Annotated in this window: 17 protein-coding genes; 4 read left to right on the forward strand and 13 right to left on the reverse strand. The window is 59.4% G+C overall.

Annotated elements, in window-relative coordinates; translation table 11 throughout:
• Window positions 1–144 precede the first annotated feature (144 nt).
• Together ACR0L4_RS03975 and ACR0L4_RS03980 are read left to right on the forward strand one after the other, a co-directional pair.
• Window positions 145–489, forward strand: a complete 345-nt coding sequence (locus tag ACR0L4_RS03975) for an MmcQ/YjbR family DNA-binding protein (RefSeq protein WP_480510736.1) — start codon at window positions 145–147, stop codon at window positions 487–489.
• 57 nt (window positions 490–546) lie between these two features.
• Window positions 547–1,740 carry a pyridoxal phosphate-dependent aminotransferase gene (locus ACR0L4_RS03980; protein WP_480510738.1) on the forward strand — a complete coding sequence of 398 codons (1,194 nt, stop codon included), beginning with the start codon at window positions 547–549 and terminating at the stop codon, window positions 1,738–1,740.
• Here the strand turns inward: ACR0L4_RS03980 and ACR0L4_RS03985 are convergent, their stop codons facing one another.
• From ACR0L4_RS03985 to purC, 8 genes are all read right to left on the reverse strand, one after another.
• Window positions 1,741–2,259, reverse strand: a complete 519-nt coding sequence (locus tag ACR0L4_RS03985) for an outer membrane protein (protein ID WP_480510740.1) — start codon at window positions 2,257–2,259, stop codon at window positions 1,741–1,743.
• A 273-nt stretch (window positions 2,260–2,532) separates the two neighbouring features.
• On the reverse strand, window positions 2,533–3,867 hold the full coding sequence (locus tag ACR0L4_RS03990; RefSeq protein ID WP_170373631.1) for a sigma-54-dependent transcriptional regulator: 1,335 nt from the start codon (window positions 3,865–3,867) through the stop codon (window positions 2,533–2,535).
• 12 nt (window positions 3,868–3,879) lie between these two features.
• Window positions 3,880–5,658 (reverse strand): ATP-binding protein, encoded by a 1,779-nt coding sequence (locus ACR0L4_RS03995; protein ID WP_170748989.1) that lies wholly within the window; start codon window positions 5,656–5,658, stop codon window positions 3,880–3,882.
• Window positions 5,659–5,694: 36 nt separating this feature from the next.
• Window positions 5,695–6,363 (reverse strand): phosphoribosylformylglycinamidine synthase subunit PurQ, encoded by a 669-nt coding sequence (purQ, locus tag ACR0L4_RS04000; RefSeq protein WP_170748990.1) that lies wholly within the window; start codon window positions 6,361–6,363, stop codon window positions 5,695–5,697.
• Between the two features lie 11 nt (window positions 6,364–6,374).
• Window positions 6,375–7,418, reverse strand: a complete 1,044-nt coding sequence (locus ACR0L4_RS04005; protein WP_480510743.1) for a zinc-dependent alcohol dehydrogenase family protein — start codon at window positions 7,416–7,418, stop codon at window positions 6,375–6,377.
• 4 nt (window positions 7,419–7,422) lie between these two features.
• Entirely contained in the window at window positions 7,423–7,653 is a 231-nt protein-coding gene (gene purS / locus ACR0L4_RS04010) for a phosphoribosylformylglycinamidine synthase subunit PurS (protein ID WP_170374301.1), read from the reverse strand.
• Window positions 7,654–7,756: 103 nt separating this feature from the next.
• The gene (locus ACR0L4_RS04015; RefSeq protein ID WP_480510745.1) at window positions 7,757–8,437 is read right to left on the reverse strand and encodes a MarC family protein; all 681 of its coding nucleotides are present in this window, start codon (window positions 8,435–8,437) and stop codon (window positions 7,757–7,759) included.
• 138 nt (window positions 8,438–8,575) lie between these two features.
• A complete protein-coding gene (gene purC, locus ACR0L4_RS04020; protein ID WP_480510747.1) occupies window positions 8,576–9,331 on the reverse strand; it encodes a phosphoribosylaminoimidazolesuccinocarboxamide synthase in 756 nt (251 codons plus the stop codon).
• Window positions 9,332–9,519: 188 nt separating this feature from the next.
• Here purC and ACR0L4_RS04025 point away from each other — a divergent pair, with 188 nt between their 5' ends.
• A complete protein-coding gene (locus tag ACR0L4_RS04025) occupies window positions 9,520–9,837 on the forward strand; it encodes a DUF1476 domain-containing protein (RefSeq protein WP_170748994.1) in 318 nt (105 codons plus the stop codon).
• Window positions 9,838–9,959: 122 nt separating this feature from the next.
• Window positions 9,960–10,973: a betaine--homocysteine S-methyltransferase gene (gene bmt / locus ACR0L4_RS04030; protein ID WP_480510749.1), complete on the forward strand. Its 1,014-nt coding sequence runs from the start codon at window positions 9,960–9,962 to the stop codon at window positions 10,971–10,973.
• Between the two features lie 7 nt (window positions 10,974–10,980).
• On the opposite strand, the gene ACR0L4_RS04035 is transcribed toward bmt, so the two are convergent.
• The 5 genes from ACR0L4_RS04035 to ACR0L4_RS04055 form a co-directional block, all read right to left on the reverse strand.
• Window positions 10,981–11,757, reverse strand: coding sequence for an enoyl-CoA hydratase-related protein (locus ACR0L4_RS04035; RefSeq protein WP_170748996.1), 777 nt, complete (start codon window positions 11,755–11,757; stop codon window positions 10,981–10,983).
• 74 nt (window positions 11,758–11,831) lie between these two features.
• Complete coding sequence (locus ACR0L4_RS04040; protein WP_480510751.1) at window positions 11,832–12,287, reverse strand: cytochrome c-type biogenesis protein; 456 nt, start codon at window positions 12,285–12,287, stop codon at window positions 11,832–11,834.
• Window positions 12,284–14,248 (reverse strand): heme lyase CcmF/NrfE family subunit, encoded by a 1,965-nt coding sequence (locus ACR0L4_RS04045; protein ID WP_480511144.1) that lies wholly within the window; start codon window positions 14,246–14,248, stop codon window positions 12,284–12,286. The genes ACR0L4_RS04040 and ACR0L4_RS04045 overlap by 4 nt, the downstream gene beginning before the upstream one ends.
• Window positions 14,249–14,323: 75 nt before the next feature.
• Entirely contained in the window at window positions 14,324–14,899 is a 576-nt protein-coding gene (locus ACR0L4_RS04050; protein WP_480510753.1) for a holin family protein, read from the reverse strand.
• Window positions 14,890–15,501, reverse strand: a complete 612-nt coding sequence (locus tag ACR0L4_RS04055; protein WP_480510755.1) for a holin-associated N-acetylmuramidase — start codon at window positions 15,499–15,501, stop codon at window positions 14,890–14,892. Before ACR0L4_RS04055 ends, ACR0L4_RS04050 begins: the two co-directional genes overlap by 10 nt.
• Between the last annotated feature and the right edge of the window lie 14 nt (window positions 15,502–15,515).

The raw sequence follows: 15,515 nt of genomic DNA on the forward strand, positions 1-15,515 counted from the left end.
CGAAAGAAACCGGCCCGCTTGAGAATTCAGCAGGAAATGCAGCAGATAATGATGCAGGTCATCCGGTTCATGGCTCCGGCTTAGCATGTGGCGCGCGCCAAGCCAAGGCTTGAGTTCGCCCGGCGTCCCCGGCACTGTACCGGTATGAGCCGGGACTTCGTCAACTCGATATGCCGCGCCCTGCCGGGGGCCGAATGGTCGGACCCGTGGGGTGGCGGGCATGATGCGTGGAAAATCGGCGGCAAAATGTTTGCCTGTATCGGGATCGCCAATGATGGTGTTTCGGTCAAGACACCGGATGCCGAGACAGCGCAAATGCTGATCGACGCGGGCGTGGGGGCGAAAGCCCCGTATTTTCATCGCAGTTGGGTCCGCCTGCCATTTGACGCGGATGAGCAGGAAATGCGGCACAGGCTGTCCGTCTCATACGATCTGGTGCGCGCGTCCCTGACGAAAAAGCTGCAGGCCACGCTTCCCCCGAGCCCCTGATTGACAATCATTGATGGCTCTGCCCCTGTCTGCGGACAGACCAGCAGGGGCAAAGCGATGAAACTGTCACAACGCATCACGCAGATCACCGGCAAAGGCAGTGACGGATGGGATGTGTTCTATCGTGCGCGGCGCATGATCAGCGAAGGGCGCGCAGTGACTGAACTGACCATCGGTGAACACGACATCGGAACCGATGCGTCGATTCTCGACGCCATGGAACGCTCGGCCCGGTCCGGCCACACCGGTTACGCCGTTGTTCCCGGCACGGATCTACTGCGCGACACTGTGGCAGCGCGGGTCCAGACACGGACCGGCGTGCCAACGACCCGAGATAATGTTCTGATCACACCCGGGGGACAATCGGCCCTGTTTGCCGCCCATGTCGCGGTCTGCGATCCAGGTGATGTGGGGCTGTTTCTCGACCCGTACTATGCGACCTACCCAGGCACGATCCGCGGCGTCGGTGCCATCGCCCGAGCGGTTCAAACCTCGGCCGACGATGCTTTTCAACCCCGCGCCGCCTCGATCGATGCGGTTGCCGACGGTGCTGTTTCTTTGCTTATCAATACACCCAACAACCCAACGGGCGTGGTCTATTCTCAAAAAACTTTGGATGACATTGCGGAACTGTGCGCCCGGCGCGATCTTTGGCTGATCTCGGATGAGGTCTATGACACACAGGTCTGGGACGGCGTCCACGTCTCGCCCCGCGCCCTGCCCGGCATGGCAGCGCAGACACTTGTGATAGGGTCGATGTCCAAATCCCATGCCATGACCGGGTCACGCTGCGGTTGGGTTGTTGCCCCGAAAGACGTGATCGAGCATCTGATCAATTTGGCGACACACACCACCTATGGCGTGCCCGGCTTCATTCAGGACGCGGCCAGTTTTGCTTTGACCGCGGGCTCTGCGTTGGAAGACAGGATATCCGCTCCGTTCCGTCGCCGCCGCGCTTTGGCCAAAGAAGTTCTGGCCGAACAAAACCTATTGACCCTGGTTCCGTCACAGGGGGCGATGTACCTGATGTTGGATATCCGTGCGACCGGACGGACGGGCGAAGGCTTTGCAAATGCCCTTCTGGATACGCATGCCATTGCCGTCATGCCCGGAGAAAGCTTTGGCTCGGCCGCAGCGGGCCATGTGCGCGTGGCAATGACCATTGATGACGACCGTTTTGTCGGCGCGCTGAGAACGGTATGCAAGTTTGCAAAGGAACTGGCGGAACGACGCGCCGCCGGAGACCGATGATCAGAAGCGGAAGGTTGTACGCAGGTTAAAAACGTTTGTGTCCAGTCCGCCCCCCGAGCGGGTGACATCGTCGAAATCCTGCCGCAACGCCTCACCGCTGATCACAAAATTCTCGCCAATGGGATAAGCCACACCGATGCCGTACACTGCCGCAGTGTCATTCTCGACCGAAGAGTCCACCCGTGCCGCCCCGACAACCACATAGCCCAGGGCCGCGCCGAAATCGTACCCGCCGCGCAGTTTCAATCGTGCTATGCCGTCCAGACTGCCCTGATCCTGACCCAGGTTCAAAGACAGCCGGTTATATTCCAGTTCGCCACCAAGTACGAAGGACCCGAAATCGTGGTCATATCCCACATGCGGGCCAAAAGTTGCATCGCTGCCACTTGCCCCATCAGACCCGTCAGCATCCACATACCCAAAGCTGAAACCCGCATAGGCCCCGGTCCAGTCCTCAGCAATTACTGGACTGGCCAACGTCATCGTCACACTGACAATGAGGGCCGAAATAGATTTCATACGCGTCTCCAAACCAAGCGTATTGGCGCGTCATGCGGGCCGAGGCGGTCCAATGTACTGATCGACACCTAAGACCACACCACCGGGGTTTCCAATCGCTTCAACAGTAAGTGATGGAAGTATAACAGGTTTCTCACTGAACAGGTTAAAATGTTACTAAGACTGCCCAAAAACACATCGCACCTTGCCGGTCCAGCGACAATGGACCCGTCTCCGGCCAGATTGACAAAAGCCGGAGACCCTGTGGCGCAGGTTATACCGATTGGTCAGACATCAAAGATAGTCCGACCTTTGCAGACCGTATTTGGCCATCTTCTCGTTCAGGGTCCGGCGCGGCAGGCAAAGCTCATCCATCACAGACGCGATCGAGCCCTTGTGGCGCCGCATCGTGTTGTCGATCAGCATCCGCTCGAACGCTTCCACGTATTCCTTTAGAGGTTTGCCCTCGGTGGTCATCACCGGCTGCATTTCCTCGTGATCGGACATCAGCAAGGATGCAATCGTCCCTGACCCGCGCCGTGATTGAAGCACCGCGCGCTCGGCGATGTTGATCAGTTGCCGCACATTGCCCGGCCACGGGGCCTGCAACAGCTGTGCGGCTTCCTGTGCGCTGACCTGAGGGGCGTCACAGCCATATTCCTCGGCGAACTGCTCGCTGAGGCGGGTGAACAGCGTCAGGATGTCCTCGCCGCGCTGGCGCAGCGGCGGCATGGTGATACGCAGGGCAGCCAGACGATAGAACAGGTCCGGGCGCAGCACGTCCTCAGAGGTTTTGCCCGCTTCCTGCAGGTTCGAGATTGCCACAATCCGCGTTTCCGCCGGGGTGCCCTGTTCGTTCATCACACTCAAAAGCCGCGCTTGCAGCGTGTCGCTCAGCGCCTCGACATCTTCCAGAACCAGTGTCCCGCCACGGGCTTCTTCGATCGCAGGCAGTTGCGCATCCTCGGGCATCATCGGGCCGAACAGGCGCTTGGACAGCACTTCTTCTTCCAGCGCTGCGCAGGAAACCAGAACGAATTTCTTGCCAGCCCGGCTGCCCACCGCATGCAAAGCGTGCGCCACCAGCGTTTTTCCGGTGCCCGTCTCGCCATCGATCAGCACATGGCCGTCGGCCTGTCCCAAATCAAGGATATCTTCGCGCAGACGCTCCATCACCGGGCTGGCACCGATCAGTTTGTTCATGATCTGCGTACCACCCGACAACTCGCGCCGCAGTGCCCGGTTGTCCAGCGTCAGACGGCGGGCATTGCTGGCCCGTTTGGCCAGTTCCGACATACGATCCGGGTTGAACGGTTTTTCAAGGAAATCAAATGCGCCAACGCGCATCGCCTCGACCGCCATGGGCACATCACCGTGACCGGTGATCATGATCACCGGCAGAGTGCTATCGGCCCCCATCAGCTTTTTCAGCAGTTGAATGCCATCCATGCCCGGCATCTTGATGTCCGAGATCACGATCCCCGGGTAGTCCGGCCCCAGTACCTTCAGCGCGTCCTCGGCGCTGGCAAAGGTTTCGGTGTCGTATCCCGACAGTGCCAGCCATTGGCTGATCGATTGGCGCATGTCCTGTTCGTCATCCACAATGGCAATTTTCATGGCCTGTGCCATATTTTTTCCTCGTTATTCAGCGGCCTCAAGGCCGTCGCTTCCCAAAATCGGCAGTTGCATCTCGAACACCGCGCCGCCCTTTTGGCCGTTGCGCGCGGTCAGCCGTCCGCCATGGTCGTTCACGATCCCGGACGAGATGGCAAGCCCCAGTCCCACCCCGTCACCGGGCTGTTTGGTGGTATAGAACGGCTCGAACAGGTTTTCGATGTCGGTGATCCCGTGCCCATTGTCCCGTACAGTCAGCACCGCCATGTCGCCTGCGGCCAGAATGATTTCAACATCCGGCTCCTGCACAGATTTGGTGGCATCCAGCGCATTGCGCAAGAGGTTCACCATGACCTGTTCGATCCGCATCCGGTCGCCCATCGCCATCACGGGTTCTTCCGGCAGGATCTGAGTGATCTTTACATGCCGCTGCCGCAGTTGAGGCTCCATCATCGACAGGCTCGAAGCCAGTGCTTCCCCAAGATTTACGGGCGAAAACGCATCTGCCCCCTTGCGGGCATAGGATTTGAGCTGGCGGGTGATGGCCCCCATCCGCTCAATCAGCCCATCAATCCGACCAAAGCTGGCCAGCGCTTCTTCCGGCCTGTTGCGACGCAGCAAAAGACGCGCGCCTGCCAGGTAGGTTTTCATTGCAGCCAGTGGTTGATTCAACTCGTGACTGACAGCTGCCGACATCTCACCCAAGGCCGCCAGTTTCGAGCTTTGGGCAAGCGTCTGCTCGGCCAAATCCAGCGTCTTTTCAACCCGTTCCCGCTCAGCAATTTCCCGCTGTAGCCTTGCGTTCAATGCGCGAAGCTCTGCCGACTCGCGCTGGAACAGGACCACACGCGACGCCGCGCGACGGCTAAGGGCATAGAAGGCCACCGCGAGAAGAATCGCAAATCCCATGATTTCGAGCGCCAGAACGCTGTTCACCTTTTCGCGGATCGACGCATAGGTGGTGAACGAGGTCATCTGCCAGCCGCGGAACGGGATACGTGTTTCCATCCGCATCACCGCCTCGCCCTGCAGGTAGGCGTCCGGCGGCAGAGCCGTCCAGTCCGTAGTGGCCCGGATCGCGCGCTGAATCGCACCTTGCGGCGGCTGTCGCAGCATGGCCGCGCCCTCATCCAGCCCGCGCCATTGCGGTTCGGTCGACAAAATGATCGAACCCGTGCTGTCCACCACCATAACAGCGTCTGAAATCCCGGCCCAGGCTCGTTCGAACTTCTGTAGGTCCACCTCGACAACGATAACGCCCAGAATCTCGGAATTGGCCTCAATCCGCCGGGAATAGACAAAGCTGTACCCGCCCGACTCTCTGGGATCGACCGTGAATATGGTGGCGTTCGAGCGGATGGCATCGACGAAATAGGGCGAACTTCTGTGGGCTTCACCCAACCTGTTTCGATCCGTGGCAGCCACCGACCGGCCATCATTGTCCAACAACATCAGTGACGCCGCGCCGATCTCTTCCACGAACGAGATCAATCGCTGGGTCGACAAGGTAAAATCACTGGATTGCAGGGCCGAAATCAGCGTTGGATCACGCGACAGCAATTGCGGCACAATAGAATTGCGGCGCAGTTCGCTGAGCAGGTTGCCCGAATACAGCGCCAGCCGCAGTTCGGCGCGATTGCGGGTTGATTCAGTGAACCTGTCGGTCAGCAGCCGGTTGGTCACCCAAACCGTTGCTACAGCGGCCAAAAGCAGGATTATGACAGCGACGCGCAGACGCCACCCAAGGGGGGCGCCGCGAAAGTGTCGTGCCAGTTTGGACCAGCCAGAGCGCGTTTCGGACGTCATCAGCCGAGGTTACGCGGGCGGGCGCGTGACCTCAAGTCACGCTGGCGCCAGCACACCGGACAATGCGCGGAACAATGCCGCCCCATCCGTGCCACCGTGGCCTTCATCCGCGGCCCGCTCTGGGTGCGGCATCATTCCAAGAACGCGCCGGTTCTCGGACAGGATCCCCGCAATATCCCCAACCGAGCCATTGGGATTCTCGGCATAGGTGAACGCGATGCGGTCTTGATCCTTCAATGTGGACAATGTGGCGTCATCGGCGAAATAGTTTCCGTCATGGTGGGCAATCGGGATACCGATCACGTCGCCTGCGTTGTAGCCTTGCGTGAACGCGCTGTCGCTGGTTTCGACCTTCAGTCCGACGGTCTTGCAAATATATTTCAGACCGGCATTGCGCAGCAGCGCACCGGGCAAGATGCCGGTCTCGGTCAGAATCTGGAAGCCGTTGCAGATACCAACGGCATAGCCGCCACGCCTGGTATGGTCGACCACCGCTTGGCAGATTGGCGATTGCGCCGCGATGGCGCCACACCGCAGGTAGTCGCCATAGGAAAACCCACCTGGAACACCCACAATATCGATCCCATCTGGCAGTGCGGCATCCTTGTGCCAGACCATGTCGACGGTAAATCCGGCCTGCTCAAAGGCGACGGCGAGGTCCCGGTCACAGTTCGACCCGGGGAATACGATGACGGCTGCGCGCATAGCGGACCCTCCTAACAGACAAAATCGGTGACAACCGCCACACCCGGAGGCGCAGGAGCGTCAAAGGCGGCGAGTTCTTCGCTCACCAGGTTCAGAGATATCGTTCGTGTCACCAGCGGGCTGAGATCAACGTTCCCCCCGGCGATCAGAGACAAAAGTGACGGATAGCGCCAACTGGGCATACCGCGCGTTCCGTAGACAGCCAATTGACCAGAATACAGCACATCCATCGGCAGCGTCATGGCTGCATGATCCCCTGCAGGCATGCCGATCTGCACCATCCGGCCCAGCTTGCGCAGGGACCGCATCGCAGCCACGGTCGTCGCCTCGATCCCCAGTGCCTCGATCGCCACATGGGCTCCACCTTTGGTCATGTCTTTTACGGCTTCAGACGCATCACAGGTCGCCGCATTCACAACCGCATCCGCACCGAGAGATTTGGCATAGCTCAGCTTGTCATCCGAGATATCGACGACAACGACCCGCGCGCCAAGCGCTTTGCCCAGCAACAGGGTCGAAACCCCTACCCCGCCACCGCCAAACACGGCCAGCCATTCCCCACCTTGCAACTGCGCGCGCCCGACCAGAGCCTGCCACGCCGTTGTGACGCGACACCCCAGTGCTGCGGCGGTCTCGGGCGCGAGTGTCTCAGGCAGTTCCGTCAGGTTGGCATCCGCATGCGCGACCGCGATGTATTCAGCGAATGCGCCGTCGCAGGTAAAGCCCGGCACCTCCTGATCGGCGCAGGTGGTCTGGTTGCCTTGCGCACAGTCGGAGCAGTGACCGCAGGCCAGAATGAAGGGCGCAATCACTCGGTCGCCCACCTTCCAGCGGCGGACGCGGCTGCCAACGGCCACCACCTCGCCGCAATACTCGTGGCCGGGGGTCATCGGCAGGATCACATCCGGGTCCGAACCCGACCACGCATGCCAATCTGATCGGCACACGCCGCAGGCCAGCACCCGGACAACTACGCCGTCCATGGCCGGTTCAGGATCGGGAACGGACATCAGCTCCAGCGGCTGACGGTAGGTGATCAGACGCGCTGCCCGCATCCGTTCAGACCAGTTCGATCTCGTAGCGTTCGATGACGGTGTTGGCCAACAGCTTTTCGCACATTTCGGTGACATCTGCCTCGGTCGCGCCTTCGGCGAGTTCAAGGTCGATGACCTTACCCTGACGCACGCCCTCGACCTGATCGAAGCCCATGGCGCCCAATGCGTGGCGGACCGCCTCACCCTGAGGGTCCAGCACCCCGTTCTTGAGCATCACATGCACCCGTGCTTTCATCTTTGCAACTCCACCTGAGGGCCCCGAACCAAGGCCCATTACGTTGCGCGGGGGATAGCGCGGTTGTGGGTCTTGGACAACCCTGTTTGCGGCGAAGTTTGCCCTACCCCTTGGGTGCGCCGCCCAAAGTTGACGGCAAGCCCGGATAGTGGGCATCAATGGCATTGAACAATCCGGTCAGAACCATCTCGATCGCGACTGCCACCAGAATGATGGCCATCACCCGGGTGATAACCTTGATCATGGTCGGGCCAAAGAACCGGGATATGGGATCAGCGAACAAAAGACCGATCCCGACGATGGCACAGGCGATCAGAACCGCCGAGCCCAAGGTCACGATTTCGGTGCCATCAGGCAGCGCGTGAGAAAAAACAATGGTGGTTGCAATCGTCCCCGGGCCGATGGTCAGCGGGATGGCCAATGGGACCACGGCGATGCTGGATTTCTTCTGGTGCCCATGCTCTGCGGCCGACTGATCGCCCGGCGGCGGGTCCGAGGCATTCAGCATCGTCATCCCAACCCCCAGAATGATCAAACCTCCGGCGATCCGGAAGGACGGAATGTCAATTCCGAACACCGCCAGAATTTCTTCCCCAACGACAACCGCCAGCAGGGCAACAACCACAACCGTTCCGGTCACGACCAAAGCCACGCGCTTGCGCTCGTTCGGCGTGTAGCCATCGGTCATGCTCAGAAAGATCGGAATGCCGTAAAGCGGATTGAAAACCGCCAGCAGCGCGGCAAGGAATTTCAGAAAAACCGCCTGATCGAACAACTCGGCCATATTAGAGTGCGCCCTCGCTTGGGTTTTGGCGTCACAATGCAGGACAAGCGCCAAAACTGTCAAACCGTGCATATCAATGAAAAAGCGCCGCCTGTGGTCAAGCAGCGCCTTTGTCGTATTTTCAGGCAAATGCCGGGATCAATTGATCAGAGTCGGCTTTGTCACGTTGCTTTGGGGCAGAACACCCAAGCGCCGCGCAACCTCGGAATAGGCATCGGTCAGGCTGCCCAGATCGCGGCGGAACACATCCTTGTCCAGCTTCTGACCGGTTTCGATGTCCCACAGTCGGCAGCTGTCGGGGCTGATCTCATCCGCGACAATCAGACGTTGGTAGTCGCCCTCGAAGACGCGCCCGATTTCGATCTTGAAGTCGATCAGGCGAATGCCGACGGCCAGCATGACGCCGCTCATGAAATCATTCACGCGCAAGGCCAAGCTTAGAATATCGTCCATGTCCTGCTGGCTGGCCCAGCCAAAGGCAGCGATATGCTCTTCCGTGACCAGAGGGTCCCCCAGGGAGTCGTCCTTGTAGCAATATTCGACAATCGGACGCGGCAGCTGGGTGCCCTCGGCGATGCCAAGGCGTTTGGACATCGTGCCCGCGGCATAGTTGCGCACGATCACTTCCAGCGGCACGATTTCGCAATTGCGAACCAGCTGCTCACGCATGTTCAGTCGGCGGATAAAGTGGTTCGGGATGCCGATCTGGGTCAGGCCGGTCATGAAGAACTCGGACAGGCGGTTGTTCAACACGCCTTTGCCGTCAATTACATCCTTCTTTTCCGCATTGAACGCGGTGGCGTCATCCTTGAAATACTGCACGATCGTGCCCGGTTCGGGGCCTTCATACAGGATCTTGGCCTTGCCTTCGTAGATTTTCTTGCGACGCGCCATAAGCGACCTTTCCAGTCTGAACCGTGGGAATGAGTTCCCTTACGTTGGCGTTCTCATAGTCCAAGCCCCCCTTTGCCGCAAGTTTACTGGCCAGCGAGACTTTGACACAGCGCAAATACCTTGCGCCGGGCGTTTCGTATGGTCATATCAACACTAACAACAGTCCCATTCCAAGAGGTCCCAACCCTATGACCACATTCGACGAGCGCGAAAACGCCTTTGAAGCCAAGTTTGCCCATGATGAAGAGATGCAGTTCAAGGCACAGGCCCGCCGCAACAAACTGCTGGGCCTGTGGGCTGCCGAAAAGCTGGGCAAAACCGGTGCTGACGCCGATGAGTATGCAAAGTCCGTCGTGATCGCCGATTTTGAAGAAGCCGGCCACGAGGATGTGGTGCGCAAGGTCTCGGGTGATCTGGGCCACCTTTCCTCGGCCGACGAAATCCGCGCCAAAATGGCCGAGCTTCTGCCTGAAGCCAAAGCACAGGTGATGAGCGAGGCTGGCTAGACAGCCCAGATTGTCTCATGATCTTCATGAGAATTATGAATTTGATTTGACGCCCCGGTCATGAGACACGGGGCGTCTGTTATATTTACTGGCGCTTTGCGCCACTTTTTCGGACGACGCTTATGACAAACGCGCTGACCCAGCTTCTCGAAACCAATGACGTCATTGTCGCAGATGGGGCGACGGGCACCAATCTGTTTAACATGGGTCTTCAATCGGGCGATGCGCCCGAGTTGTGGAACGTGGACGCACCCGATAAAATCCGGGCTCTGTATCAGGGCTGGGTCGATGCGGGCAGTGACCTGTTCTTGACCAACACCTTCGGCGGAACCGCGGCGCGTCTGAAACTTCACGATGCGCATACCCGCGTCGGTGAACTGAACCGCATCGGGGCAGAGCTTGGCCGTGAAGTCGCTGACAAAGCCGGGCGCACTGTTGTCGTTGCAGGTTCGGTTGGACCGACAGGAGAAATCATGGAGCCTGTCGGCAGCCTTTCACATGCAGACGCCGTTGAGATGTTTCATGAGCAGGCAGAGGCATTGAAGGAAGGCGGCGCCGACGTGCTTTGGGTTGAAACCATCAGCGCACCTGAAGAATTCCGCGCCGCAACCGAAGCCTTTGCGATGGCGGACATGCCGTGGTGCGGAACCATGAGTTTCGATACTGCCGGTCGCACCATGATGGGCGTGACTTCGGCTGATCTGGCCTTGCTGGTCGAAACACTCGCCAACCCGCCCATTGCATTTGGTGCAAACTGTGGCACCGGCTCATCGGACATCATGCGCACCGTTCTGGGATTTGTGGCGCAAGGTACCGAAAGGCACCTGATTTCCAAGGGGAATGCGGGCATTCCAAAATACGTGGATGGCAGCATACACTATGACGGCACGCCCGAGTTGATGGCGCAATACGCGGTCATGGCGCGGGATGCCGGAGCCACCATCATCGGTGGCTGCTGCGGCACCATGCCCGTGCATGTAGCGAAGATGCGCGAAGCGCTCGACAGCACGCCTCGGGGCGCGCGTCCGACGCTGGAGCAGATCACGGATGCGCTGGGTCCATTCTCTTCGGCGTCTGACGGCACTGGCGATGACGCCGCACCCGAGCGGCGCACCCGTCGCCGCCGCCGCGCCTGACCTTCGATCAGCGCCCCTCGAATTTCGGGGGGCGTTTTTCCATGAAGGCCACGACACCTTCGGCAAAATCGCGGGATCGTCCGCATTCACCCTGCAAATGCGCTTCGACAGCCAATTGCTGCGACAAAGTCTTGTGATAGGTTTCGCGCAGGGCTTGCTTGATGGCGCCATAGGCAGCGGTCGGACCATTTGCCAGATACTCGGCGCGGTTGCGCCAGTGGGCGGCAAAATCTTCGTCGGCCACGGCTTCCCAGATCAACCCCCATGCGTCTGCTTGCCGGGCACTGATCTTGTCGGCAAACAGGGCGGCACCCATCGTTTTGGCCAGCCCCATCTGACGCGGCATGAACCATGTTCCGCCCGCATCCGGCACCAGACCAATGCGCGAGAATGCCTGCAGGAAATAGGCGCTCTCGGTCGCGATCACCACATCTGCGCATAGTGCAAGATTGGCCCCTGCCCCTGCCGCCGGGCCGTTGACCGCGGCTATGGTGGGGACCGGGCTGTCATGGATCGTCTCAAGCATTGGCTCGTATTCGTCGCGCAGCGCGCGCTCGAGATCGATCTTGCCAGTCGAGGAGGCATCGCCCAGATCCTGACCCGAACAAAATGCCGGACCTGCTCCGGTCAGCACGATACACCGGGCACGCCGGGCCGCGTGTTTCATCGCGTAGGTGATTTCAGCCCGCATCTGCGTGGTCAGGGCATTCATCTTGTCTGGCCGGTTCAGCGTCAGAACCGCCAGCCCATCGGTGATGTCCAGCAGGATCGTTTCGTAGTCCATCAAGGCCCTCCCTCGCGCCCGTGCGTTAACGGACCCTGCCGCATTCACAGGTCAAGGAAAAGCGGAACCACGCGTCAGTCTTCCAGAATTTGGCGCAGGCGTTCTTTTTCCGCGTCGTTCAGGGAATCATTGTCCCCAGCCGCATGCGCCTTTGAACGATTCCGCAAAAAGCTCCATCCCGTCCCGGCCGCAATCAAAAGCATGATCGGCCCCGCCAGCCACAACAAAAGGTTCGAACCGGTGACCTGAGGCTTCAACAAGACATATTCGCCATAGCGGTCAACAATGAAAGAAATGGCTTCTTCATCCGTATCGCCCGCAACCAGCCGTTCGCGCAGCAGCAGACGCAAATCGCGCGCCAGATCGGCGTTGCTTTCGTCGATGCTTTCATTGCGGCAAACCAGACAGCGCAACCCGGTGCTGAGGTCCCGAGCACGTTCTTCCAGTGCAGGATCGTCCAGAACTTCATCCGGTTGCACGGCAAAGACGGGTGCGGCCAGCAGCAAAAGGATCAGGATCAGGCGTTTCATTCCGCAGGCACTCCGGTTGAGGGGGCCTTGCGCGCGCCTGCTGCGACCCGGAATCTGCGGTCACACAGGGACAGCACACCACCCAGCGACATCAGGATACACCCAGCCCAGATCCAGTTGGCAAAGGGTTTGATATAGGTCCGCATGACCCAGCCTCCATCCGCCTGCTGATCCCCGATCACCACGTACAGATCACGCAGCAAACGGTAGTCAATCGCAGCTTCGGTGGTGGGCATTTGGGCGACCGGGTAAACCCGTTTTTCAGGATGCAGTGTTCCGATTTCACGCCCCTTGCTTTGAACCAGTACATCAGCCGTGGTCGACAGATAGTTCGGCCCCTGCACGTTCCGCACGTCCTGCAAGGTCAGGGTGAACTGACCAACTTCAAAAGGTTGTCCGGGCTGTGCCACGCGGATATCTTCGACCTCCCACGCGGTCAGGCCTGCGATGGCAAACATGGTCACACCCATCCCGGTATGGGCCACGGCCTTGCCCCAGTCGGCCCCAGGCAAGCGGAACAGACGTTTGAAGCTGCCTTTTCGGCCTGTGCGACTCCACAAATCGATGATTGCTCCAAAGGTAATCCAGGTCCCCAGAAACAGACCAATCGGCCCCAGCGCACTGCGTCCGGTTTGCATGACCCAGACCAGCACACCCAAGGCAACCGCCAGAACAAACGCATAGCGCAAGGACCATGCCGTTTTGCCCAGCTTGCCGCGCTTCCACGGCAACATGGCACCAACTGGCAAGGCGATCCCCAACAGAACCATAAACGGCGTGAAGGCCGCGTCGAAGAACGGCGGTCCGACAGACAGTTTCCGGTCGAACATCATCTCGGCCACCATCGGCCACATTGTGCCCACGAACACCACAAAACAGCTCACCGCAAGCAATACATTGTTCACGACCAGAGCGCTTTCGCGGCTGACCATGCCGAACACGCCCTTGGCCTCCATCGTCTGTGCCCGTGCGGCAAACAGCGTCAACGCGCCGCCAATGAACACCACAAGGATCAACAGGATGAACACACCCCGTTCGGGATCGGTGGCAAAGGCATGAACCGAGGTCAGCAGACCGGACCGCACGATGAATGTCCCGATCAGCGAAAAGCCGAAGGCAATGATGGCCAAAAGGATGGTCCAGCTTTTCAGCGCTTCCCGCTTTTCGACCACAATGGCCGAATGCAGCAGCGCTGCCGCCAAGAGCCACGGCATGAACGAGGCGTTCTCGACCGGATCCCAGAACCAGAACCCACCCCAGCCAAGTTCGTAGTAGGCCCACCAGGACCCCAGTGCGATGCCGATGGTCAGGAAGACCCAGGCTGCCAGGGTCCAAGGCCGAACCCAGCGGCCCCAGGCTGCATCCACCCGGCCCTCGATCAGCGCGGCGACGGCAAAGCTGAACGCCATGCTGAGGCCCACATACCCCAAGTACAGAAATGGCGGGTGAAAGGCCAAACCCGGATCCTGTAGCAGCGGGTTCAGGTCACGTCCGTCAAAGGGTGCAATTGCCAGGCGGTCAAACGGGTTGGACGTAAACAGGATAAACGCGAAAAACGCCACCGCCACTGCGGATTGCACGGCCAAAACACGTGCCTTCAGCGTCGGTGGAAGTCCGGCGCCAAAGAAGGCTGCCATGGCCCCGAACAAGGTCACGATCAGCACCCAAAGCAGCATCGAACCTTCGTGATTCCCCCATGTTCCGCTGATCTTGTAGATCATCGGTTTGGCGGAATGGCTGTTCTCAACCACAATTCTCAACGAGAAGTCCGAGGTGGTAAATGCCCAGACCAGCGCTCCGAAGGAAAATGCGGTCAACAGGAACTGTGAGATTGCTGCCGGTTCCGCAAAGGCCATCCATCCGACCCAGCGTTTGGATGCCCCGATCAGGGGCACCACGCTTTGGACGATGGCGACGAAAAAGGCGAGGATGAGGGCGAAGTGACCAAGCTCTGTAATCATGCCCAAGTATATAAGCCTCGGGGCAAGCCAGCGCCAATAACTTTCGCCCTAATAATGGGCACATAGTGTCGCGCCTCAGCGCCGCGCCTGCCGCCAGTCTTCAAGCGCCGGATTGGCGTCCGGGCCAATTGCATCCCGAGCAAGTTCTGCGTCCGTTTCGGGGTCTGCAAGGCCAGGGGCATCACTACGCAGTCGGCGCAGCGTGTCAAGATTGGCCACAACCGAAGGGGTCCGCGCCATGACCGCTGAAATCTCTCGCTGCAAATCCTGCGCCTTGGCCTGATGTCGCGCACCGAAATAGAACGAAACGATGACGCCCAACAACCACCACAAGGGTTCAGGCACCAGTGCAATCCCCTGCATCCGGGCAGAAAACCATATTGGATCGATCATGGCGGCGGCGAATAATCCCAGCGTTCCCAAAGCCATCGCCGGGCGCGGCAGACGATTCAACCCGTCCATGACGCGGTCGAACCCACCCTTGCGCGGAGCCTCAAATTCGGCCCCGTATTGAGTCATGGCCTGCGTTTGGATCGCAAGACCACGTTCTGCACCCGCTTCCGCATTTTCTCGAAAGATTTCAGCCGTTTCGCGCACAACGTTCCGACCGCTTCCGAACAACAATGCCAATAGTCCCGAGATCAATCCCATGCTGCAACCCTCTGTTGAAACGCTTCGTCGCTCAGGTGATAGCGGGGAGACAGGAATGTCTCGGCGCGACTGATCCATCCGCCTTTGCCTCCGGACCGGTTCCGCGCGTATTTTCGAGAGGCAGGCCGCCGGTCGGCCAGCCGAAAGTAATAGTTCCGACGCGCAACCCCGTAGGCATCGCGCAATTGCATCGGATCCGGCGGTGCCGCTGCGTGACTGGCCCGAGCAGTCTGGGGGCCAATGACCCCGTCTACCACCACCTCAAATTTCATCTCCCCCAGAAGGGTTTGCAGAATACGCACCGCCTGAGCCCCGGCATTGACATACATGTCAAAGACGCTGGACTGCAGCACCTCGGGCAAGCGCGCGATCCCTGGCTTTTCGAAGTAGTGGCGCACAAAGATGTCAACGGCCTGCCGATGGCTCAGAACCTTTACATCTTCAGCGTTCACAATCCCATCGCCGGTCAAATCCAAACCCAGCCGCCGCATCGTGTGGATGGTCACGCCATATTTCGTCGCCCCGCCCGGATCGTCAGGATCATCCACATATCCGCCCTCCCGTACCACGATTTCTTCTGCGATCTGTTGAACCGTTTGCAAGATTGCCCCCAAAA

The organism is Ruegeria sp. AB5 (assembly GCF_056542645.1).

Excerpts from the sequence above, each read along its gene's own strand:
- ACR0L4_RS03990 (WP_170373631.1), bottom strand. The coding sequence starts at position 3,867 with ATGGCACAGGCCATGAAAATTGCCATTGTGGATGACGAACAGGACATG.
- ACR0L4_RS04005 (WP_480510743.1), bottom strand. The coding sequence starts at position 7,418 with ATGCGGGCAGCGCGTCTGATCACCTACCGTCAGCCGCTGGAGCTGATG.
- ACR0L4_RS03985 (WP_480510740.1), bottom strand. The coding sequence starts at position 2,259 with ATGAAATCTATTTCGGCCCTCATTGTCAGTGTGACGATGACGTTGGCC.
- ACR0L4_RS03995 (WP_170748989.1), bottom strand. The coding sequence starts at position 5,658 with ATGACGTCCGAAACGCGCTCTGGCTGGTCCAAACTGGCACGACACTTT.
- ACR0L4_RS04015 (WP_480510745.1), bottom strand. The coding sequence starts at position 8,437 with ATGGCCGAGTTGTTCGATCAGGCGGTTTTTCTGAAATTCCTTGCCGCG.
- purS (WP_170374301.1), bottom strand. The coding sequence starts at position 7,653 with ATGAAAGCACGGGTGCATGTGATGCTCAAGAACGGGGTGCTGGACCCT.
- ACR0L4_RS03975 (WP_480510736.1), top strand. The coding sequence starts at position 145 with ATGAGCCGGGACTTCGTCAACTCGATATGCCGCGCCCTGCCGGGGGCC.
- bmt (WP_480510749.1), top strand. The coding sequence starts at position 9,960 with ATGACAAACGCGCTGACCCAGCTTCTCGAAACCAATGACGTCATTGTC.
- ACR0L4_RS04035 (WP_170748996.1), bottom strand. The coding sequence starts at position 11,757 with ATGGACTACGAAACGATCCTGCTGGACATCACCGATGGGCTGGCGGTT.
- ACR0L4_RS03980 (WP_480510738.1), top strand. The coding sequence starts at position 547 with ATGAAACTGTCACAACGCATCACGCAGATCACCGGCAAAGGCAGTGAC.
- purQ (WP_170748990.1), bottom strand. The coding sequence starts at position 6,363 with ATGCGCGCAGCCGTCATCGTATTCCCCGGGTCGAACTGTGACCGGGAC.
- ACR0L4_RS04025 (WP_170748994.1), top strand. The coding sequence starts at position 9,520 with ATGACCACATTCGACGAGCGCGAAAACGCCTTTGAAGCCAAGTTTGCC.
- ACR0L4_RS04040 (WP_480510751.1), bottom strand. The coding sequence starts at position 12,287 with ATGAAACGCCTGATCCTGATCCTTTTGCTGCTGGCCGCACCCGTCTTT.
- ACR0L4_RS04045 (WP_480511144.1), bottom strand. The coding sequence starts at position 14,248 with ATGATTACAGAGCTTGGTCACTTCGCCCTCATCCTCGCCTTTTTCGTC.
- purC (WP_480510747.1), bottom strand. The coding sequence starts at position 9,331 with ATGGCGCGTCGCAAGAAAATCTACGAAGGCAAGGCCAAGATCCTGTAT.
- ACR0L4_RS04050 (WP_480510753.1), bottom strand. The coding sequence starts at position 14,899 with ATGGGATTGATCTCGGGACTATTGGCATTGTTGTTCGGAAGCGGTCGG.